Annotated in this window: 12 protein-coding genes; all 12 read left to right on the top strand. The window is 44.2% G+C overall.

Features of this window, described 5'->3' with window-relative positions:
- Positions 1 to 180 precede the first annotated feature (180 nt).
- The 12 genes from CXF88_RS16500 to CXF88_RS16445 all read left to right on the top strand — a co-directional run bounded on the left by CXF88_RS16500 (position 181) and on the right by CXF88_RS16445 (position 16,468).
- Positions 181 to 1,230 (top strand): rod shape-determining protein, encoded by a 1,050-nt coding sequence (locus tag CXF88_RS16500; RefSeq protein WP_011639153.1) that lies wholly within the window; start codon positions 181 to 183, stop codon positions 1,228 to 1,230.
- A 63-nt stretch (positions 1,231 to 1,293) separates the two neighbouring features.
- A complete protein-coding gene (mreC, locus tag CXF88_RS16495; protein WP_101087684.1) occupies positions 1,294 to 2,250 on the top strand; it encodes a rod shape-determining protein MreC in 957 nt (318 codons plus the stop codon).
- Positions 2,247 to 2,738 (top strand): rod shape-determining protein MreD, encoded by a 492-nt coding sequence (mreD, locus tag CXF88_RS16490; RefSeq protein WP_011639151.1) that lies wholly within the window; start codon positions 2,247 to 2,249, stop codon positions 2,736 to 2,738. The genes mreC and mreD overlap by 4 nt, the downstream gene beginning before the upstream one ends.
- Before the next feature lie 57 nt (positions 2,739 to 2,795).
- Positions 2,796 to 3,383, top strand: a complete 588-nt coding sequence (locus tag CXF88_RS16485; protein WP_101087683.1) for a nucleoside triphosphate pyrophosphatase — start codon at positions 2,796 to 2,798, stop codon at positions 3,381 to 3,383.
- Between the two features lie 81 nt (positions 3,384 to 3,464).
- Complete coding sequence (rng, locus tag CXF88_RS16480) at positions 3,465 to 4,955, top strand: ribonuclease G (RefSeq protein WP_059747760.1); 1,491 nt, start codon at positions 3,465 to 3,467, stop codon at positions 4,953 to 4,955.
- The gene (locus CXF88_RS16475) at positions 4,955 to 9,235 is read left to right on the top strand and encodes a YhdP family protein (RefSeq protein ID WP_101087682.1); all 4,281 of its coding nucleotides are present in this window, start codon (positions 4,955 to 4,957) and stop codon (positions 9,233 to 9,235) included. Before rng ends, CXF88_RS16475 begins: the two co-directional genes overlap by 1 nt.
- Complete coding sequence (locus CXF88_RS16470) at positions 9,159 to 9,989, top strand: carbon-nitrogen hydrolase family protein (protein WP_101087681.1); 831 nt, start codon at positions 9,159 to 9,161, stop codon at positions 9,987 to 9,989. The genes CXF88_RS16475 and CXF88_RS16470 overlap by 77 nt, the downstream gene beginning before the upstream one ends.
- A 110-nt stretch (positions 9,990 to 10,099) precedes the next feature.
- Complete coding sequence (gene tldD / locus CXF88_RS16465) at positions 10,100 to 11,548, top strand: metalloprotease TldD (protein WP_101087680.1); 1,449 nt, start codon at positions 10,100 to 10,102, stop codon at positions 11,546 to 11,548.
- Between the two features lie 180 nt (positions 11,549 to 11,728).
- Positions 11,729 to 13,162 carry a TolC family protein gene (locus CXF88_RS16460; protein WP_101087679.1) on the top strand — a complete coding sequence of 478 codons (1,434 nt, stop codon included), beginning with the start codon at positions 11,729 to 11,731 and terminating at the stop codon, positions 13,160 to 13,162.
- Positions 13,152 to 14,141 carry a biotin/lipoyl-binding protein gene (locus tag CXF88_RS16455; RefSeq protein ID WP_101087678.1) on the top strand — a complete coding sequence of 330 codons (990 nt, stop codon included), beginning with the start codon at positions 13,152 to 13,154 and terminating at the stop codon, positions 14,139 to 14,141. The genes CXF88_RS16460 and CXF88_RS16455 overlap by 11 nt, the downstream gene beginning before the upstream one ends.
- 12 nt (positions 14,142 to 14,153) lie before the next feature.
- Positions 14,154 to 15,326, top strand: a complete 1,173-nt coding sequence (locus tag CXF88_RS16450) for an ABC transporter permease (RefSeq protein WP_101087677.1) — start codon at positions 14,154 to 14,156, stop codon at positions 15,324 to 15,326.
- Positions 15,323 to 16,468, top strand: coding sequence for an ABC transporter permease (locus tag CXF88_RS16445; protein WP_101087676.1), 1,146 nt, complete (start codon positions 15,323 to 15,325; stop codon positions 16,466 to 16,468). Before CXF88_RS16450 ends, CXF88_RS16445 begins: the two co-directional genes overlap by 4 nt.
- Positions 16,469 to 16,547 lie beyond the last annotated feature (79 nt).

Genomic DNA, 16,547 nt, shown 5'->3' with positions numbered 1-16,547 from the left:
AGCATCTCTTTTACGCTTTTTAGGATTAAATTTGACCGATTAGCATTTTTTTAGATACTTTTACAAAAAAAAACGTCAGATTAGCAATTGTTAACCTGTTCGGTCTTGTAGAATGGGGGTGTCATTGATAAAGTTAGCTGATTTTTCTTCTTCTGATTTCACAGAATACAGGCCTGATACATGTTCAAAAAGCTGCGCGGCATTTTTTCTAACGACCTATCCATCGATTTAGGTACGGCAAATACTCTTATTTATGTTCGCGATGAAGGCATCGTGTTGAACGAACCCTCAGTGGTTGCCATTCGCGGCGAACGCAATAGCAATGGACCAAAGTCAGTTGCTGCAGTCGGTAGAGAGGCAAAACAAATGCTAGGCAGAACGCCTGGTAATATTCAAGCTATTCGTCCAATGAAAGACGGCGTAATTGCCGATTTTTATGTTACCGAAAAAATGCTTCAGCACTTTATCAAACAAGTGCACAACAACAGTTTCTTCCGTCCTAGTCCTCGCGTACTCGTGTGTGTTCCGGTAGGCGCGACTCAAGTTGAACGCCGCGCTATTCGCGAATCTGCGATGGGCGCTGGTGCTCGTGAAGTTTATCTAATCGAAGAGCCAATGGCTGCTGCGATTGGTGCGGGTTTACCAGTATCTGAAGCGACCGGTTCTATGGTTGTCGATATTGGTGGTGGTACGACCGAAGTGGCGATTATTTCATTGAATGGCGTGGTGTATTCTTCATCAGTGCGTATCGGTGGAGATAAGTTTGACGATGCCATTATTAATTATGTTCGCCGTAACTACGGTAGTTTAATTGGTGAAGCAACAGCTGAGCGTATTAAACATACTATTGGTACCGCATACCCTGGTGACGAAGTACTTGAAATTGAAGTGCGCGGTCGTAATCTTGCTGAAGGTGTACCAAGAAGTTTCACCTTAAACAGCAATGAAATCTTAGAAGCATTACAAGAGCCATTATCTGGCATTGTGAGCGCGGTAATGGTTGCCCTTGAGCAATCACCACCGGAGCTAGCGTCAGATATTTCTGAGCGCGGCATGGTATTAACTGGCGGTGGTGCATTACTTCGTGACCTAGACCGTTTATTAATGCAAGAAACCGGTATTCCAGTTATGGTCGCAGACGATCCACTGACCTGTGTTGCTCGTGGTGGTGGTAAAGCTCTTGAAATGATTGATATGCACGGTGGTGATTTGTTCTCTGAAGAGAACTAATTATCAACTGCAGAGCGGCTTTGTTAATGACATTTTATGGGTTAACAAAGTTGCGAACAATTTATGAAACCAATTTTCGTTCGTGGCGTCTCGAGTCAATTTAGATTGACACTGGCAATTATTTTGTCGGTGGCATTACTTATGACCAATAATCGCCTTGATCCAATACGCCAATCTTTATCCTCCGTATTAAGTCCTCTACAGTATTTAGCCAATGTACCAGGGGTGATGCTCGACTGGTCAGCCGAGGCTTTTGCCACCCGCAATATGCTTGAACTGCAAAACAAAGAACTGTTACGCCAACAACTGGTTATGTCAGAACGTTTACAACGTTTTGAGCATGTTCGCCAAGAAAATGAGCGTTTACGTGCATTACTCGGTTCGCCTGTGCACATGGATTCTCGTAAAATGGTGGCTGAAGTGATGGAAGTTGCCAGTGATCCATTTCGTCAATTTGTGGTGTTAAATCATGGTTCACAAACCGGCATTTATGTTGGTCAACCTGTGGTTGACGCCCAGGGCGTTGTGGGACAGGTGGTGGAGGTTAGTGAGTTTACCAGTCGAGTATTGATGGTGTCCGATACCACTCATGGTATTCCGGTACGTGTTACCCGTAACGATGTGCGGGCCATTGCGAATGGCATGGGTGATATTGATCAAATTGAACTACGTCATGTGGCGAAAAGCACTGACATTATAGTGGGTGATTTATTAGTCACTTCAGGGCTGGGTAATCGTTTTCCTGAAGGGTATCCTGTCGCGCGCGTTATTAGCGTGTCGCGTGATGATGGCCAGAGTTATGCCGTAATTTATGCTCAACCTTTGGCAGCGCTAGATCGTATTCGATACGTGTTACTGATTTGGCCTGATGAAACCAAACCGTTTACGCTGCCTAATGACGTACAAGAGTTAATAAAAGAAGCGGCAGATAAAGCCGCTGCCACTGCAAATTCTTCAGCGCCCCAACCTCAACCCGTAGAAACAACCACTACACCAGTAACAAGCGAGGTAAACCAATGAGCGCACATATTGCAAATGGTCGCTTAGTGGTATGGCTGACCTTATTCATCGGGATGATGTTTCAGATTATGCCGTTGCCAAAAATGGTAGAAGCCTGGCGACCGGATTGGCTATTGATGGTGATGATGTATTGGGCCATGGCGCTACCGCATCGTTACAGTATTCTCACTGCGTGGTTGTTAGGGGTGATGCTTGATGTGTTGTTGGGCGCTCATCTAGGGATCCGTTCATTAGCATTATCATTAGTGATTTATATTGTGGTGTTGTTGTGCCAACAGTTACGTAACTATCCTCGCTGGCAACAGTCGTTACTGGTTGCTTGTTTTATTTGTATTTATCATGCAGTGATATTTTGGGTGCAGTTTGTTGTTGTAGGCGCAGCCCCATTTAATGTGGACATGTTTTTACCCGCTATTTCGAGTTTATTTATTTGGTGGTGGGTGTTTTGGGTGTTACGCAATATGCGCCGCCATTATAAAGTACGTTAATCCTTACGCACTAAAGTGAGTATGATTTTAATGTACACTAATTAGGGTAAATAACCGATGGCATGGGTACTGGCTTCAACATCACCAAGAAGAAAAGAATTATTGGCACAAGCAGGATTTAGTCATCTCGATTTTTCGTTTCAGCTTGTCGCACCCAACATTGATGAAACACCTTTGTTGACTGAAACGGCAGAGCAATATGTCTGTCGTCTCGCACTTGAAAAAGCCCAAGCGGGCCTAGTGCTTAGCGGTCATGTGGTTAAGCCTCAAGTTCTGGGTTCAGATACGATAGTGGTGTTAAATGGCCTGATATTAGGTAAACCAACAGATTTAAATGATGCCAAACGTATGCTGGCATTATTATCCGGTCAAACTCACGAAGTGATGACCGCGGTAGCGTTAACAGACGGTGAACACACCTTTAACCGACTATGCCGTACCCAAGTGAGCTTTTGTGAATTGTCTGCAGCAGACATAGATGCTTATGTTGCCTCAGGTGAACCGATGGACAAAGCCGGTGCTTACGGTATACAAGCTCTGGGTGGTTGTTTTGTTAAATCGATTACTGGCAGTTACTCTGCAGTGGTTGGTTTGCCGTTAGTCGAAACACGTGAATTATTAGCCTGCATGATGCAGCAAACTTAACCTTTGCTTTAATCGGTCATCTACGGTGGTACAACTGCTGTCAATATTACGATTGGAGCATGACCCGAATACTGGTGGCTTATGAACATAAAAGCACAACGTAAAAAAGGCACAGAATTACTTATCAATGTCACGCCAACAGAAGCGCGTGTTGCATTAGTCGAGCATGGTGTTTTACAAGAGGTGCATATTGAACGTCGCATGAAGCGAGGTTTGGTCGGCAATATTTACAAAGGTAAAATCAGCCGTGTCCTCCCAGGTATGCAAGCCGCGTTTGTTGATATTGGCTTAGATAAAGCTGCTTTCTTACATGCCTCAGATATTGTTCCTCATACCGAATGTGTTGCCGATGTCGAAAAAGGCAACTTTGTGGTGCGTGATATTGCTGAGCTCGTGCGTCAAGGGCAAGACATTATGGTGCAAGTGGTCAAAGACCCACTCGGTACCAAAGGCGCCCGCCTTACGACTGACATTACCTTACCCTCACGTTATTTAGTCTTTATGCCTGGTTCTAGTCATGTTGGCGTATCGCAACGTATTGAGCTTGAAGATGAACGTCAACGCCTTAAAAATATTACTCTTCCTTATGTTGATGATGACGGCGGCTTTATTATTCGTACCGCGGCTGAAAATGTGGGTGAAGATGAACTTGCTCAAGATGCGGCCTTTTTACGCCGGGTGTGGGCTAAAGTCAGCGAGCGTCGTAAGCGTAAAGGCGTCACTTTACTGTATCAAGACTTAGCCTTACCAGTGCGGATCATTCGTGATTTTGTCGGTACTGAGCTTGACCATATTCAAGTCGATTCGCGTCGAACTTATGCAGAGCTGCAACAGTTTGTGCAAGAGTTTATGCCTGAAATTGCGGATAAAATTGAACATTATGCCGGCCCCGCACCTATCTTTGAATTGTATGATGTTGAAAACGAAGTTCAACGGGCTTTGGGCCGTAAAGTTGAACTTAAGTCTGGTGGTTATTTAATTATTGACCAAACTGAAGCCATGACTACCGTCGACATCAATACCGGCGCATTTGTTGGCCATCGCAACTTAGAAGAAACCATTTTCAATACTAATCTCGAAGCCACTCAAGCAATTGCAAGGCAACTACGGTTACGCAATTTGGGTGGGATTATCATTATCGACTTTATCGATATGTTAAGTAAGGAACACCAAGCGCGGGTGCTAGAAAGCTTAAATGCAGCATTGGCGTTAGATCGCGTTAAAACCAGTGTCAGTGGTTTTTCGGGCTTAGGTTTAGTGGAAATGACCCGTAAACGTACTCGCGAAAGTTTAGAGCATGTGGTGTGTGGTGAATGCCCTTCCTGTAAAGGCACCGGCACCATGAAAACGATTGAAACCGTGTCTTATGAAATTTTTCGAGAGATTATCCGTTTAGACCGAGCATACAAAGCCGATGAGTTTTTACTGTATTGCTCGCCGGCGGTGTATATGAGCTTTAGTGGTGATGAATCGCATTTGCTGGCAGAATTAGAAGTCTACATTGGTAAGCGTATTCGTTTGCAAAATGAACCGTTATACATTCAAAGTAAATATGATGTGGTGATGATGTAGTGTCGACAACTCAGGCAGTAACTATCAACAGATTATGTTGGCAAATTTTGGCTATCGCGCTGGTGCTTTTTGCACTGGTTGTGAGCCTTATTCGTGGTTTATTGCCCCATATTCCTGAAGTACGTACTGAGTTAATCCATTATCTTGAAAGTGAATACCAACTGCATGTGCAGATGGATAAACTGAGTGCAGAATGGCAAGCTTTTGGGCCAGCACTTACCGTTAATAATTTAGTCTTACCGCCACAAGATAACTTACCGATTACCGTTATCAGCGAAAATGTGCATATCAAACTCGATTTTTGGCAGTCGCTTTTCACCTTGAGCCCACAGATTGAAACGGTAGTATTTGATGGCGTTAAAGTCGCGTTAAATCTTGATGAGTTAGCGGCTAGTGATGACCATGCTAAAGTGGGCGATAAAGCTAATCTTGATTGGTTATATGGTCTGTTATTAGAACAGCTGGGACATTTTTCAATTACCGACGCGTCCTTACAACTGGTGAGTAAACAACATGCTTATCAGCCGATTTTTATCGATAATCTGCTATGGCAAAACACGGCTAATCGTCACCAAGCGCAAGGTATTATCCACGTCGATCAGCTTAAGTCGGAGCAAGAGCAATTAACATTACGCATTGACCTTACAGGGGATGGTTATCAACCCGATACTGTAGCAGGCCAGCTTTATGTTACCGCAGACTCATTAGACCTAGGTGAATGGGCGTCAAGGCAGCATACCGCTCAAACAAACACTGATAATATTGAATTTCAAGGCGTGATAAACCTCGATGCGTGGATGACATTTGCTCATCGTCAAATTCGTGATGGCATATTGGTTTTTAAACCCAGCTGGTTACAATGGCACGATGCAGACACCCAGCAAAAATTTGCAATTAACTCAGGTTCATTGCAATGGACTCTACAACCCGATGGTTGGAAAATAGACAGCCACGATTTAGATTTATCGACCAATGATCAAACTTGGCCATCATTAACGTTGGCAATTGGCACTCGCGAGGGTGACTTTTTTGGTTACGCTAACCAGATTATTCCAGCGAACTTAACCCCAATGTTGCCGCTAGTGCCCGATTTGGGTAAGCAGCAAGTGAATATTTGGCAACAACTCAACCCTCAAGGGCTAATTGGGCCGATTAGGCTGTATAAACCGGACGACAAACCCTTTATCGCCAAGGTCGAGTTACAGCAATTACAGTGGCAACCTTATCTGTCAGTGCCTGGTATTAGCCCTATTGATGCTCAATTAACCTGGGCCAATAATCAACTCGAGTTTGCCTTGCCAGAGCAGGAGTATACGCTTGATTTTAGCGGTGATTTTGGTCAACCAATTGTGCTGCGCGGCAGCCCAATTATGGGGCGTTATAATGTCGAACAACAACGCTTAACAGTACCTAATATTGAATTTATTAATGATGATATTGCCCTGCAAGCCGGTTTGAATCTTGAGTTTTCCCAGCAGACACATATGGGTTTAGCTGCTCATGTCACTATTAATGATGTCTCTCATCTTGGGCGGTATTTTCCATTAATGGCGATGAGCCCCAATTTAATCAACTACCTGAATGACGGTTTAGTGGCTGGGAATATAAACGATGCACAAGTCGTTTGGCATGGTGCATTAGGCGATTATCCTTATCAAGATAGCAGTGGCGTATTTCAAGCGGGCTTTACCCTTGATAGCGGCATCTTTAAATTCCAACCAAATTGGCCTGCCGTTAGCTCGCTCACGCTTTCCGCATTATTTGAAAATGACATGATGGATTTGCATATTGATCAGGGCAAACTCGATAACGTGGTGGTGGACGGTGCGCGAGTTTCTATTCCACATCTTGGTAAAGAATCTTTATTAAGAGTAGAAGCAGATATCACCACCGATGCACAAGCCGCCACCAAAGTGATTAATGCCTCTTCATTGCGGGGTTCTGTTGGGGCAACGTTAGATGTGGTGCAAATTCAGCGAAATATTAATACCACATTAGATCTTTCCATTCCCTTATATAAAGGGGGTGAACAATTGATTAAAGGCCAAGTCACACTTGATAATAACCCAGTGTTTATTAACTCGCCTGGTTTAGATTTACAGGCTGTGTCAGGGCAAGTGAGCTTTGTAAATCAATTGATTGAAGGTAAAAATATTAAGGCCAGATTATTTCAACAGCCGTTAACGTTTAGCGTAAAGACCGGTAAACACAACAGCAATTTAGCATTGAATGTCGATATGCGTGGCAAATGGGATCTTGATGCTCTGCCTGCCAGTTTACATAACCCAATGACGGAAACGTACCATGGGCAGCTAGACTGGAACGGCGGGCTAACCATGATTTTTGACCCCAGTGGTTACAGCTTACAAGTCTCTGCTAATTCCGATCTTATCGGTACGTCATTGGATTTACCTATGCCTTATCAAAAATCTGCAGACGAGCCCAGAAAGCTAAGTGCGGATCTTATTGGCGATAACAAACAATCATCATTGAGCATTAAACTGGGCAATGATCTGGAGTTTTGGGGTGGATTTAATGCTGATAGTGGCAGTCAGCTTGCCTATTATGATGTCATGATTGGTCGCCACTTTAGACTAGGTGATAACTTAAATAAGCAACAAGGACATCTACATTTAGACTTGCCAAAAGTCGACTTAGCGCAGTGGCTCCCGCTTATTAATCGCTTTAGTGCCACCTCAGAACCTGAAGTGATCACCTCATCGGTACGCGACCGCATCTTAACGGCTGCAGAGCTACCTGGCGCTACAGCACAACATAATGCCACCTCTTCGATTGAAGCTACAGCCCCCGCATTCCCTAAATTAGTCGGTATTCATGCCAACATCGCTCAATTAAATGTATTGGGTCAATCATTTGATAAATTGCATTTTGATGCTCAACCCACTGAACATGTGTGGCGCGTTGACGCTGATTCGCAGCAGTTTGCGGGACGTATCGATTTTTATCCTAACTGGCGCGATCAAGGCATCAAAGTGGTCGCGAAAAAGCTGCATTTATTCCCGGTAGTGAGTGGCCCTGAAACCGTTGAGTTAGCGCCAACGTCGATGCTAGAGAATCTGCCCACTTTAGCTGTAGATGTTGATGACTTTAGCGTTAATGATTTATCACTAGGTCACTTAGTGCTGCAAGGCTTACCACATAAACAAGGCTACCAATTTCAAACTGTTTCCATCACAAAACCGACGGTAGCATTACAGGCCAACGGTTTATGGTCTGTTGAAAATGGTATCGATAAAACCCTGTTTGAGGTTAATTTACAGGCTGACAAGTTTGATGACTTATCGACGATGTTAAAAATAAACCCGGGATTGCAAGATGCACCACTGGACCTATCTGGTCAGTTATCTTGGCAAGGCGCACCTTATCACTTCGCCCTCGACACCTTAAATGGCCAACTTAAGTTTGATTTGGGCAAAGGTCATTTATCGGAAATTAGTGATAAAGGTGCCCGAGTGTTTTCGTTATTTAGTTTAGATTCGTTGTTGCGCAAATTATCGTTAGATTTTTCGGACGTGTTTGGCGAAGGTTTATATTTCAATACATTTAACGGTAACTTGACGATTGATAATGGGGTGGTTAAAACCACTGATTCTGAAATGGATGCTATTGCTGGTAATATGCGAGTAAGAGGCTACACCGACTTAACCACCCAAAGCTTAAATTATGACATTCGTTTTGTGCCGCAACTTGCGTCAAGTGTGCCAACCGTGGTGTTATTGAGTACGAGTGCATGGACCCTAGGTTTAGGCGCGTTTGCCCTAACGAAAGTGTTAGAACCGGTTATTGAAGTTATCTCTGAAATTCGTTTCCGAGTCACCGGTACCATGGACAACCCGCAGCTAGAAGAGCTTGAGCGTAAGAGTAAAGAAATCGAAATACCTAAAGCAATTTTACCGCAAGCGGACGAGACCAGTGTAGAGACGACTATTGGAGCTAAAGCCAAAGCTAGCATAGACAGTAAAGCAGAAAATAACGTTGAGGCAGATGTTCTGCGTGGCGATAACGCTCGTGAAGCGGAAGATAAATCGCTACCAAGAAGTTCGCCATCCACGCAACTTATGCCTGGTATCGATAATTCATCTGATGTAAATCAACCGTCAGCGACTGACACTGAAGTTGATCGAATTCGCAAAACTTTAGCCGAGCCAGCAACTAACGTCGTTATGCTACCAGGAGTGAGAAATGCAAATCAGCTTATTACAATGTCAAAGCAGTCGCGATGTCAAAGCCAATCTCGCGTTTGTCGACTCGCAGCTTAAAGACTTACCCCGCGAGGCCGATGAAGCGCAATTAGTGGTGTTGCCCGAGTGTTGTTTATTGTTTGGTGGCCATGAAAGCCAGCAACTTGAACATGCTGGCAACGAGCATCAAAGTGAGCTTAAAGATGCATTAGCTGCAATGGCAAAACAATACCAAGTGTATTTTATTGCCGGCACCATCCCCATGCGTGCAGATGATGGTAGAGTCTTTAGCCGCTGTTATTTTTTTGATGATCATGGCGTCACCCTAGGTCATTACGATAAACTGCATTTATTCGATGTTGAGGTGGCAGATGGCACCAAGACTTATCGTGAAAGTGATACCTTTCATCCCGGTGATAGCATTTGTGTCATAGACACCCCTTTTGGCAAAGTCGGCTTAGCCGTTTGTTACGATATCCGTTTTGGCGATATGTTTCGAGCATTGCGTTTAGCGGGTGCAGACTATATTGCGTTACCTTCTGCTTTTACCAAAGTCACTGGTGAAGCACATTGGCAGGTGTTATTGCAAGCCCGAGCCATTGAAACTCAATGTTATTTGTTGGGGGCGGGCCAATGGGGACAACATAACCAGGGCAGTCGAGAAACATGGGGTCACAGTATGATCGTCGACCCATGGGGCCGAGTGATTGCAGAGCAAGCCACTGAATGCGGCTGGGTACAAGCTAAAGTCGATTTAACGGAACTACGGCGTATTCGTCAACAAATGCCAGTGATAGGCCATAATCGATTTATAGAACCGCAGTTGAAATAACACTGGTTGAAATAATACTGGTTTAAATAATACTGGTTGAAATAACACTGAACGAGCCTGACAGAAACCAAATTCGCAGTACGCGTTACCAATTAAAAAAGAGAGTTTTAATGCCATTTTTAACCCAAGTAGAGCAGAGTTTATTGCAAGATGGATTAACCTTAGATGGACTGCAAGGTTACTTAAATACCATTCATCAACACAATATCGATTTTTCAGACCTGTATTTCCAAGCTTGTCGTCATGAGTCTTGGGTATTAGAAGATGGCATTGTAAAAGAAGGCAGCTTTCACATTGAACGTGGAGTAGGTGTGCGCGCTATTACCGGCGAAAAAACCGGTTTTGCTTATGCTGACGAAATCACCCCAGCAGCTTTAGATGCAGCAGCAAAAGCTGCTCGCGGAATTGCCAGTGCTGGTGAGCAACATAAAGTACAAGCTTTTAAGCGCCAAACAGCCCATAAATTGTATGACAGTGCTGACCCAATAGCGGCTATGGACGAAGTGAAGAAAATCGATTTGTTAAAGCAAGCCGATGCTTATATTCGTAGTCTCGACAGCCGTATTATTCAAGTCGTCGTAAGTTTATCGGGCGTACATGAAGAAATATTGATAGCCGCCAGTGACGGCACATTAGCAGCAGATATTCGTCCATTAGTGCGTTTTAACTGTAGTGTTATCTTAGAAGACAAAGGTAAGCGCGAGCGTGGCAGTGCTGGTGGCGGTGGTCGTCACGATTACAGCGCCTTTTTAGCCACCGATGAAGCTGGCTTACCGCAGAGTTTTGAGTTTGCCCGCGAAGCGGTGCGCCAAGCTCAAGTTAATGTACACGCTATTGATGCACCTGCCGGTGAAATGACCGTGGTGTTAGGTAATGGTTGGCCTGGTGTTTTATTGCATGAGGCAGTTGGCCATGGCTTAGAAGGCGACTTTAACCGTAAAGGCAGCAGTGCATTTAGCGGTAAAATGGGCCAGCAGGTGGCGTCTACCTTAGTGACCATCGTGGATGACGGCACCTTAGAAAATCGTCGCGGTTCATTGAGCATCGATGATGAAGGCGTGCCAAGCCAAAAAACCACCTTAATTGAGAACGGTATTTTAAAAGGTTACATGCAAGACAAGTTAAATGCCCGCTTAATGGGGCAAGAGCCTACAGGTAACGGTCGCCGTGAATCTTATGCGCATTTACCTATGCCGCGCATGACCAATACCTATATGAACGCAGGTGAGTCAAACCCAGCCGACATTATTAAGTCGGTTAAAAAAGGCATTTACGCGCCTAACTTTGGTGGCGGACAGGTCGACATTACTTCAGGTAAATTTGTGTTCTCGGCTTCTGAAGCCTATTTGATTGAAGACGGTGAAGTGACTCAGGCGATTAAAGGCGCGACCTTAATTGGTAATGGCCCTGAAGCTATGGGACTCATTTCAATGGTAGGTAATGACTTAGCCTTAGATAAAGGTGTTGGCGTGTGCGGTAAAGATGGACAAAGCGTACCCGTTGGTGTGGGTCAGCCTACTCTAAAAATTGATCGCCTAACGGTTGGTGGTACCGCTTAACACTAACTTTTACTGTGTTGGTCACTCACTGAGTGTTTATGCTCAGTGAGTTATGGTGATCTTCACTGTGATCACTATCTTATGTGAGTGAATATGCACTTTATGATCTAGTGGCTGTGATAATAACGGAATTACGTTATAATTCATCAAGGAATTAGAGTATTAACTCTAGAGGTGTTTATGGTTGCACAACGTCATATCAGTACATATTGTCGCAGACGAGTGAACTTTACTCTGTGTTTCAGTGTTTTATTTGTCCATCTTAGTGTTTTTGCTGAACCCGTTACCTTTAGTCATGCTTGGCAGCAATTGGCGCAAGTGAGTGATCAGCTTCAAGCTAAAGCTCAGCTAGTCAACCGCGCCAAAGCGGAAGAGGATGCCGGTGATGCGTTAAATTACCCATCGCTTAATATTGCTGGCAGCTATACTCGCCTCGAAAAACCTATCGAACTTGATTTACGTGACTTAAATCCATTAGCGACTCTCGACACAAGTACATTACCAGCAGCTCTTAGTAGTGCATTAGCTGAAATCCCAGGCTCTCTCTTTGTCACTCCTTTTACCGAACAAGATGTATTTCGTGCCAGTTTACAAGCCATGTGGCCCATTTATACCGGTGGTAAAATTACTGCAGCCCAAGGAATACATGCTGCCCAAGTCTCAGAGAGAGAACAAGAGTTTGCCCTAGCTCAGCGTGAGTTATTTCTTCAGTTAGTTGATCGCTACTACGCAGTATCGGTGACAAAAACCTTAGTAGATACCCAAAAGCAGCTGGTGGACTCGTTAACTTTGCATGTGAGTCATGCCCAAAAATTAGAACAACAAGGCCAAATAGCCAAAGTTGAACGCTTAAATGCCCAGGTCGCATTAGAAAATGCCAAAGTCAACTGGGGCAAAACCAAGCGTCAATACGAAATGACTGAAATTGCGCTAGCAAGGATGTTACATATACCGTCGGTCGATCCTATTTCGGCACTGTTTTTACTCGAACAACAACCTTCATTGCCCCGCCTTAGCCAGCTGACATTAACTCAGCATCCGGCGTTAAAACTACTCGAAGCTAAAGAAGCTCAAGCCAATGGTTTAGTCGACTTAGAAAAGGGCAGTTACTACCCCACGGTGTATTTATACGGCAACTACACCTTGTATGAAGATGACAGCTTATTTTCTCAAGTAGAGCCGGACTGGATGGTGGGTGTTGGTATGAGCATACCGCTTATTAGCCGTGATGGTCGCAGTGGAAAAGTGCTCGCGGCGAAAAGTGCTTTACTGCAAGCGCGTTACACCAAAGCACAAACCAAACAAGATTTAAGTTTGTTGATTGATCAGAGTTATCGGCAAATGCTGCAAGCTAAAGAAGAAGCGGATGCGCTGGATGTGTCATTAGCATTGGCGACCGAGAATTTACGATTGCGAGAGTTGTCCTTTAACCAAGGCTTATCCACTTCAATTGACCGAATCGATGCCGAGTTGAGCTTAACTGCAGTGAAAACTCAGCAATTAGGTGCAAAATATCGTTATATGCAAGCCTATGCCAAAGTGATGGCCATTAGTGGTCAAGTAGATGAATTTATTAACCGAACTCAACTTCAAGGGGCTGCTTATGCGGGCTAACAAGATTATTGCAGTGGTCGCATTCGTGCTAGTTATATTATTGTTAGGGTACGGTGTAATGCTAGCTTTTACGCCTCAACCGACAGTGTTGCAAGGGCAAATAGAAGCTCGTGAATATAATATCTCGTCTAAAGTTCCTGGCCGAGTTGAGCAAGTTTTGGTTCGCAAAGGCGACCAAGTCAATGTGAATGATATTTTGTTTGCCATCAGCAGCCCAGAATTAGATGCTAAGTTACTGCAGGCTCAAGGCGGCCTTGAAGCGGCAACGGCTATGCAGCAACAAGCTAAAAATGGCGCAAGGCAGCAACAAGTTACCGCAGCTAAAGAACAGTGGTTAAAAGCCAAGGCTGCAACCGAACTTAGCCTAAAAACTTACCAACGAATTGAAAACTTATTTGATGAAGGTGTTGTCGCACGGCAAAAGCGCGATGAAGCTTATACCCAATGGCAAGCGGCTAAATATACCGAGCAAGCAGCTTACGCTATGTATCAAATGGCAAATGAAGGCGCGCGGGTTGAAACTAAAGCCGCAGCCGCAGGAAAAACTCGTATGGCAGAAGGTGCGGTTAACGAGGTCAATGCCATTTTAGCCGACAGCCAAATGCGCTCACCTAAAAAAGCGGAGGTGAGTGAAGTATTATTACAAGCAGGTGAGCTTGCACCGAGTGGTTTTCCGGTGGTAAGCATTATTGATATGAGTGATGCGTGGGCCGTATTACAAGTTCGAGAAGATTTGTTGAAGCTATTTAAACAAGATCAAACCGTCATGTTAGATATTCCAGCACTACAGCAGCAAGTCGAATTTACCGTTTCGCACGTTAGTGTTATGGGTAATTTTGCCACTTGGCGCTCGACAGAGAGCGGCCATGACTTTGATATGCGTACCTTTGAAGTTGAACTGACACCTAAGCAAAAGATTGTCGATTTACGAGTTGGTATGTCGGTATTGTTTCGTGCCGACAAGCTTGCCGAACATTAATAAGGCTTGCTGATGAGGCATTTATTCAGGCGAGAATGTAAAGCGTTGTGGAATTCACCATGGCAACTTGCCTTGGTGAGCTATATTCCGCTAATTAGCGTGATCGCACTTTGGTGGTTATTTAGTGCGGGGTTGCCAAGGCAGCTCCCTGTTGCCGTGGTTGACTTAGATAACAGCCAAATTAGCCGCATGCTAACAAGGCAATTATCGGCCAATGCCGTGATTGCACCACGTTCATTTGCCAATGAAGCTGCGGCGATTGAAGCTATGCGTCAAGCGCAAGTATACGGGCTAGTTATTTTACCTTACCAGCTCAGAAAAGATTTACTCACATCAAAACAACCCACTATTGATATTCGCTATAACAGCCAATTTTTGTTAGTAGGTAAGTTATTATCCAGCCAGTTACAACTCAGCCTTGCTGAGGGGTTAACGCATATTGGCGAGGTGAGCCTATTACTTAAAGGCGCAAATAAAGCCACCGTTGATGTGAGTTTAACGCCTATTAGTAACCAAACGACGGCGTTATTTAACCGAAATAATAACTATGTTGGTTTTTTAGTCCCGCCTATATTAATTGCATTATGGCAATTACTGTCGATGTTGGTATTTGTTAATAGTGTTAATGCGGAGCTTATTCCTCAAGGTGAACGCTATTATTTAGCCCGAAACATTTGGCCAAAAGTGTGGGTTAAAGTGTTATTTTATAGTCCGATCATGCTCGTTCATAGTGGCTTTATTTTAGTGTGGTTATACCACTATTTAGCTTTGCCCGTGTCGGGTTCGCTATGGTTATTGCTATTGGCACAGGCATTCATGCTCATGGCATTGTGGTTGTTAGTGTTGGTTATTTTTATGATTATGCGTGACAGTGCTCGCACGGTCAGTTTCTGTACCGCATTATTTGCTCCAGCATTTGCATTTATGGGAATAACCTTTCCCGTAAACGATATGCCCTTATTGGCTAAATGGTGGCGGTTGGTGATGCCATCGAGTCACTATATAGACTCTCATATCAGCGTCGTCAGTTATGGTGTTGGCTTGCCGCAAGTATTGACTCAAATCAGTTCTTATTGGGGCTTTTTACTGTTATTGCCTTTGCTTTATGTGCTGGGCCGCCACGCGCAGAAAATACCGCCACAGGGTCATGTTAGTCACCCGGTTACTCTGGAGGTCAACCGATGAACTTCTGGCAATTAATCGTAGCAGAATGCAAAGCTATATTGGCTGACAAAGCGATTGTGATGACGCTATTTGGTGGAGTGTTATTTTACTCGGTTCTGTATCCGTTACCGTATTTGAATCAGGTGCCGACAGAGCAAAAGGTCGTGGTGGTAGATCACGATAATTCGTCACTCAGTAGGTTGGTGACTCGCCACGCAGATGCCAGTGCTAAGATAAAAATACTCGCTAAGGTAAGCAGTATTGAGCAAGCACAAATGTGGATCGATCAAGGTAAAGCTCACGGCTTACTGGTTATTCCGGCTAACTTTAGACGCGATTTGTTGTTAGGCAAGGGTGCAACATTAAGTTACGGCGGCGATGCGAGTTACTTTCTGATTTATTCAGCCGTAGTAGAAGGCTTAGTGTCAGCCGGTATAGATGCCAGTAAACAAGTGCAGTTAATTGGTTTATTGGCTCAGGGCCAAAACCCCCAACTTGCCCAGCAAGCTGTTAATTCTATTAATATTAATTCAGTTCCAGCGTTTAACCCCAGTTTAGGTTACACACCGTATGTGGTGCCGGGATTATTTTTATTAATTCTGCATCAAACCTTATTAATTGGCACCGGTATTTTGGGCGCAGGCCAATGGCGCAAACCCGGTTATTGGCAGCAAGTACGTCCAGTAACCTTGGTGCTTGCACGGTTAAGTGTGTTTATGATGATTTACGCGCTATTTAGTAGTTTCTATTTAGGTTTTTGTTTTTATTGGTACAAAGTAAGCGTGGTGGCTACGGTGATTGAAGTTGGGCTATTTATGTTGCCCTTTCTATTAGCCACGGGATCGTTAGGTATTTATCTTAGCAGTTTATTTAATCGTCGAGAATTACCTACCCAATTGTATTTACTGGTGTCGATGCCGATTTTATTTGTGTCAGGGTTTGTGTGGCCGATTGCATTAATTCCAGAACCATTGGTATTAGCATCTCAAGTTATTCCAGCTGTTCCAGCGATTATGGGGATGCTCGAGTTAAATCAATTAGGAGCTGGTTGGTCGGCGGTAATGCCTAAATGGTTACAATTGTGGGGCTTGTTTGCAGTATTCGTCACGATGGCCATAGTCGCCATTGGGCGGAAACAGAAAAATGTTGATGTTGCATCATAAATCACCCATAGAAGTTAGCCAGGTTCTATCATATCGAAATAAGGTTATAGCTAGGTTTGTCACTGAGTAAAAAAAATAG

It is taken from the genome of Shewanella sp. ALD9 (genome assembly GCF_002836315.1).
Classification (GTDB): Bacteria; Pseudomonadota; Gammaproteobacteria; order Enterobacterales; family Shewanellaceae; genus Shewanella.
This window is presented reverse-complemented; position numbering and strand designations above follow the sequence as displayed.

Excerpts from the sequence above, each read along its gene's own strand:
- CXF88_RS16500 (WP_011639153.1), top strand. The coding sequence starts at position 181 with ATGTTCAAAAAGCTGCGCGGCATTTTTTCTAACGACCTATCCATCGAT.
- CXF88_RS16485 (WP_101087683.1), top strand. The coding sequence starts at position 2,796 with ATGGCATGGGTACTGGCTTCAACATCACCAAGAAGAAAAGAATTATTG.
- CXF88_RS16445 (WP_101087676.1), top strand. The coding sequence starts at position 15,323 with ATGAACTTCTGGCAATTAATCGTAGCAGAATGCAAAGCTATATTGGCT.
- mreD (WP_011639151.1), top strand. The coding sequence starts at position 2,247 with ATGAGCGCACATATTGCAAATGGTCGCTTAGTGGTATGGCTGACCTTA.
- tldD (WP_101087680.1), top strand. The coding sequence starts at position 10,100 with ATGCCATTTTTAACCCAAGTAGAGCAGAGTTTATTGCAAGATGGATTA.
- CXF88_RS16460 (WP_101087679.1), top strand. The coding sequence starts at position 11,729 with ATGGTTGCACAACGTCATATCAGTACATATTGTCGCAGACGAGTGAAC.
- CXF88_RS16450 (WP_101087677.1), top strand. The coding sequence starts at position 14,154 with ATGAGGCATTTATTCAGGCGAGAATGTAAAGCGTTGTGGAATTCACCA.
- CXF88_RS16470 (WP_101087681.1), top strand. The coding sequence starts at position 9,159 with ATGCAAATCAGCTTATTACAATGTCAAAGCAGTCGCGATGTCAAAGCC.
- CXF88_RS16455 (WP_101087678.1), top strand. The coding sequence starts at position 13,152 with ATGCGGGCTAACAAGATTATTGCAGTGGTCGCATTCGTGCTAGTTATA.
- rng (WP_059747760.1), top strand. The coding sequence starts at position 3,465 with ATGAACATAAAAGCACAACGTAAAAAAGGCACAGAATTACTTATCAAT.
- mreC (WP_101087684.1), top strand. The coding sequence starts at position 1,294 with ATGAAACCAATTTTCGTTCGTGGCGTCTCGAGTCAATTTAGATTGACA.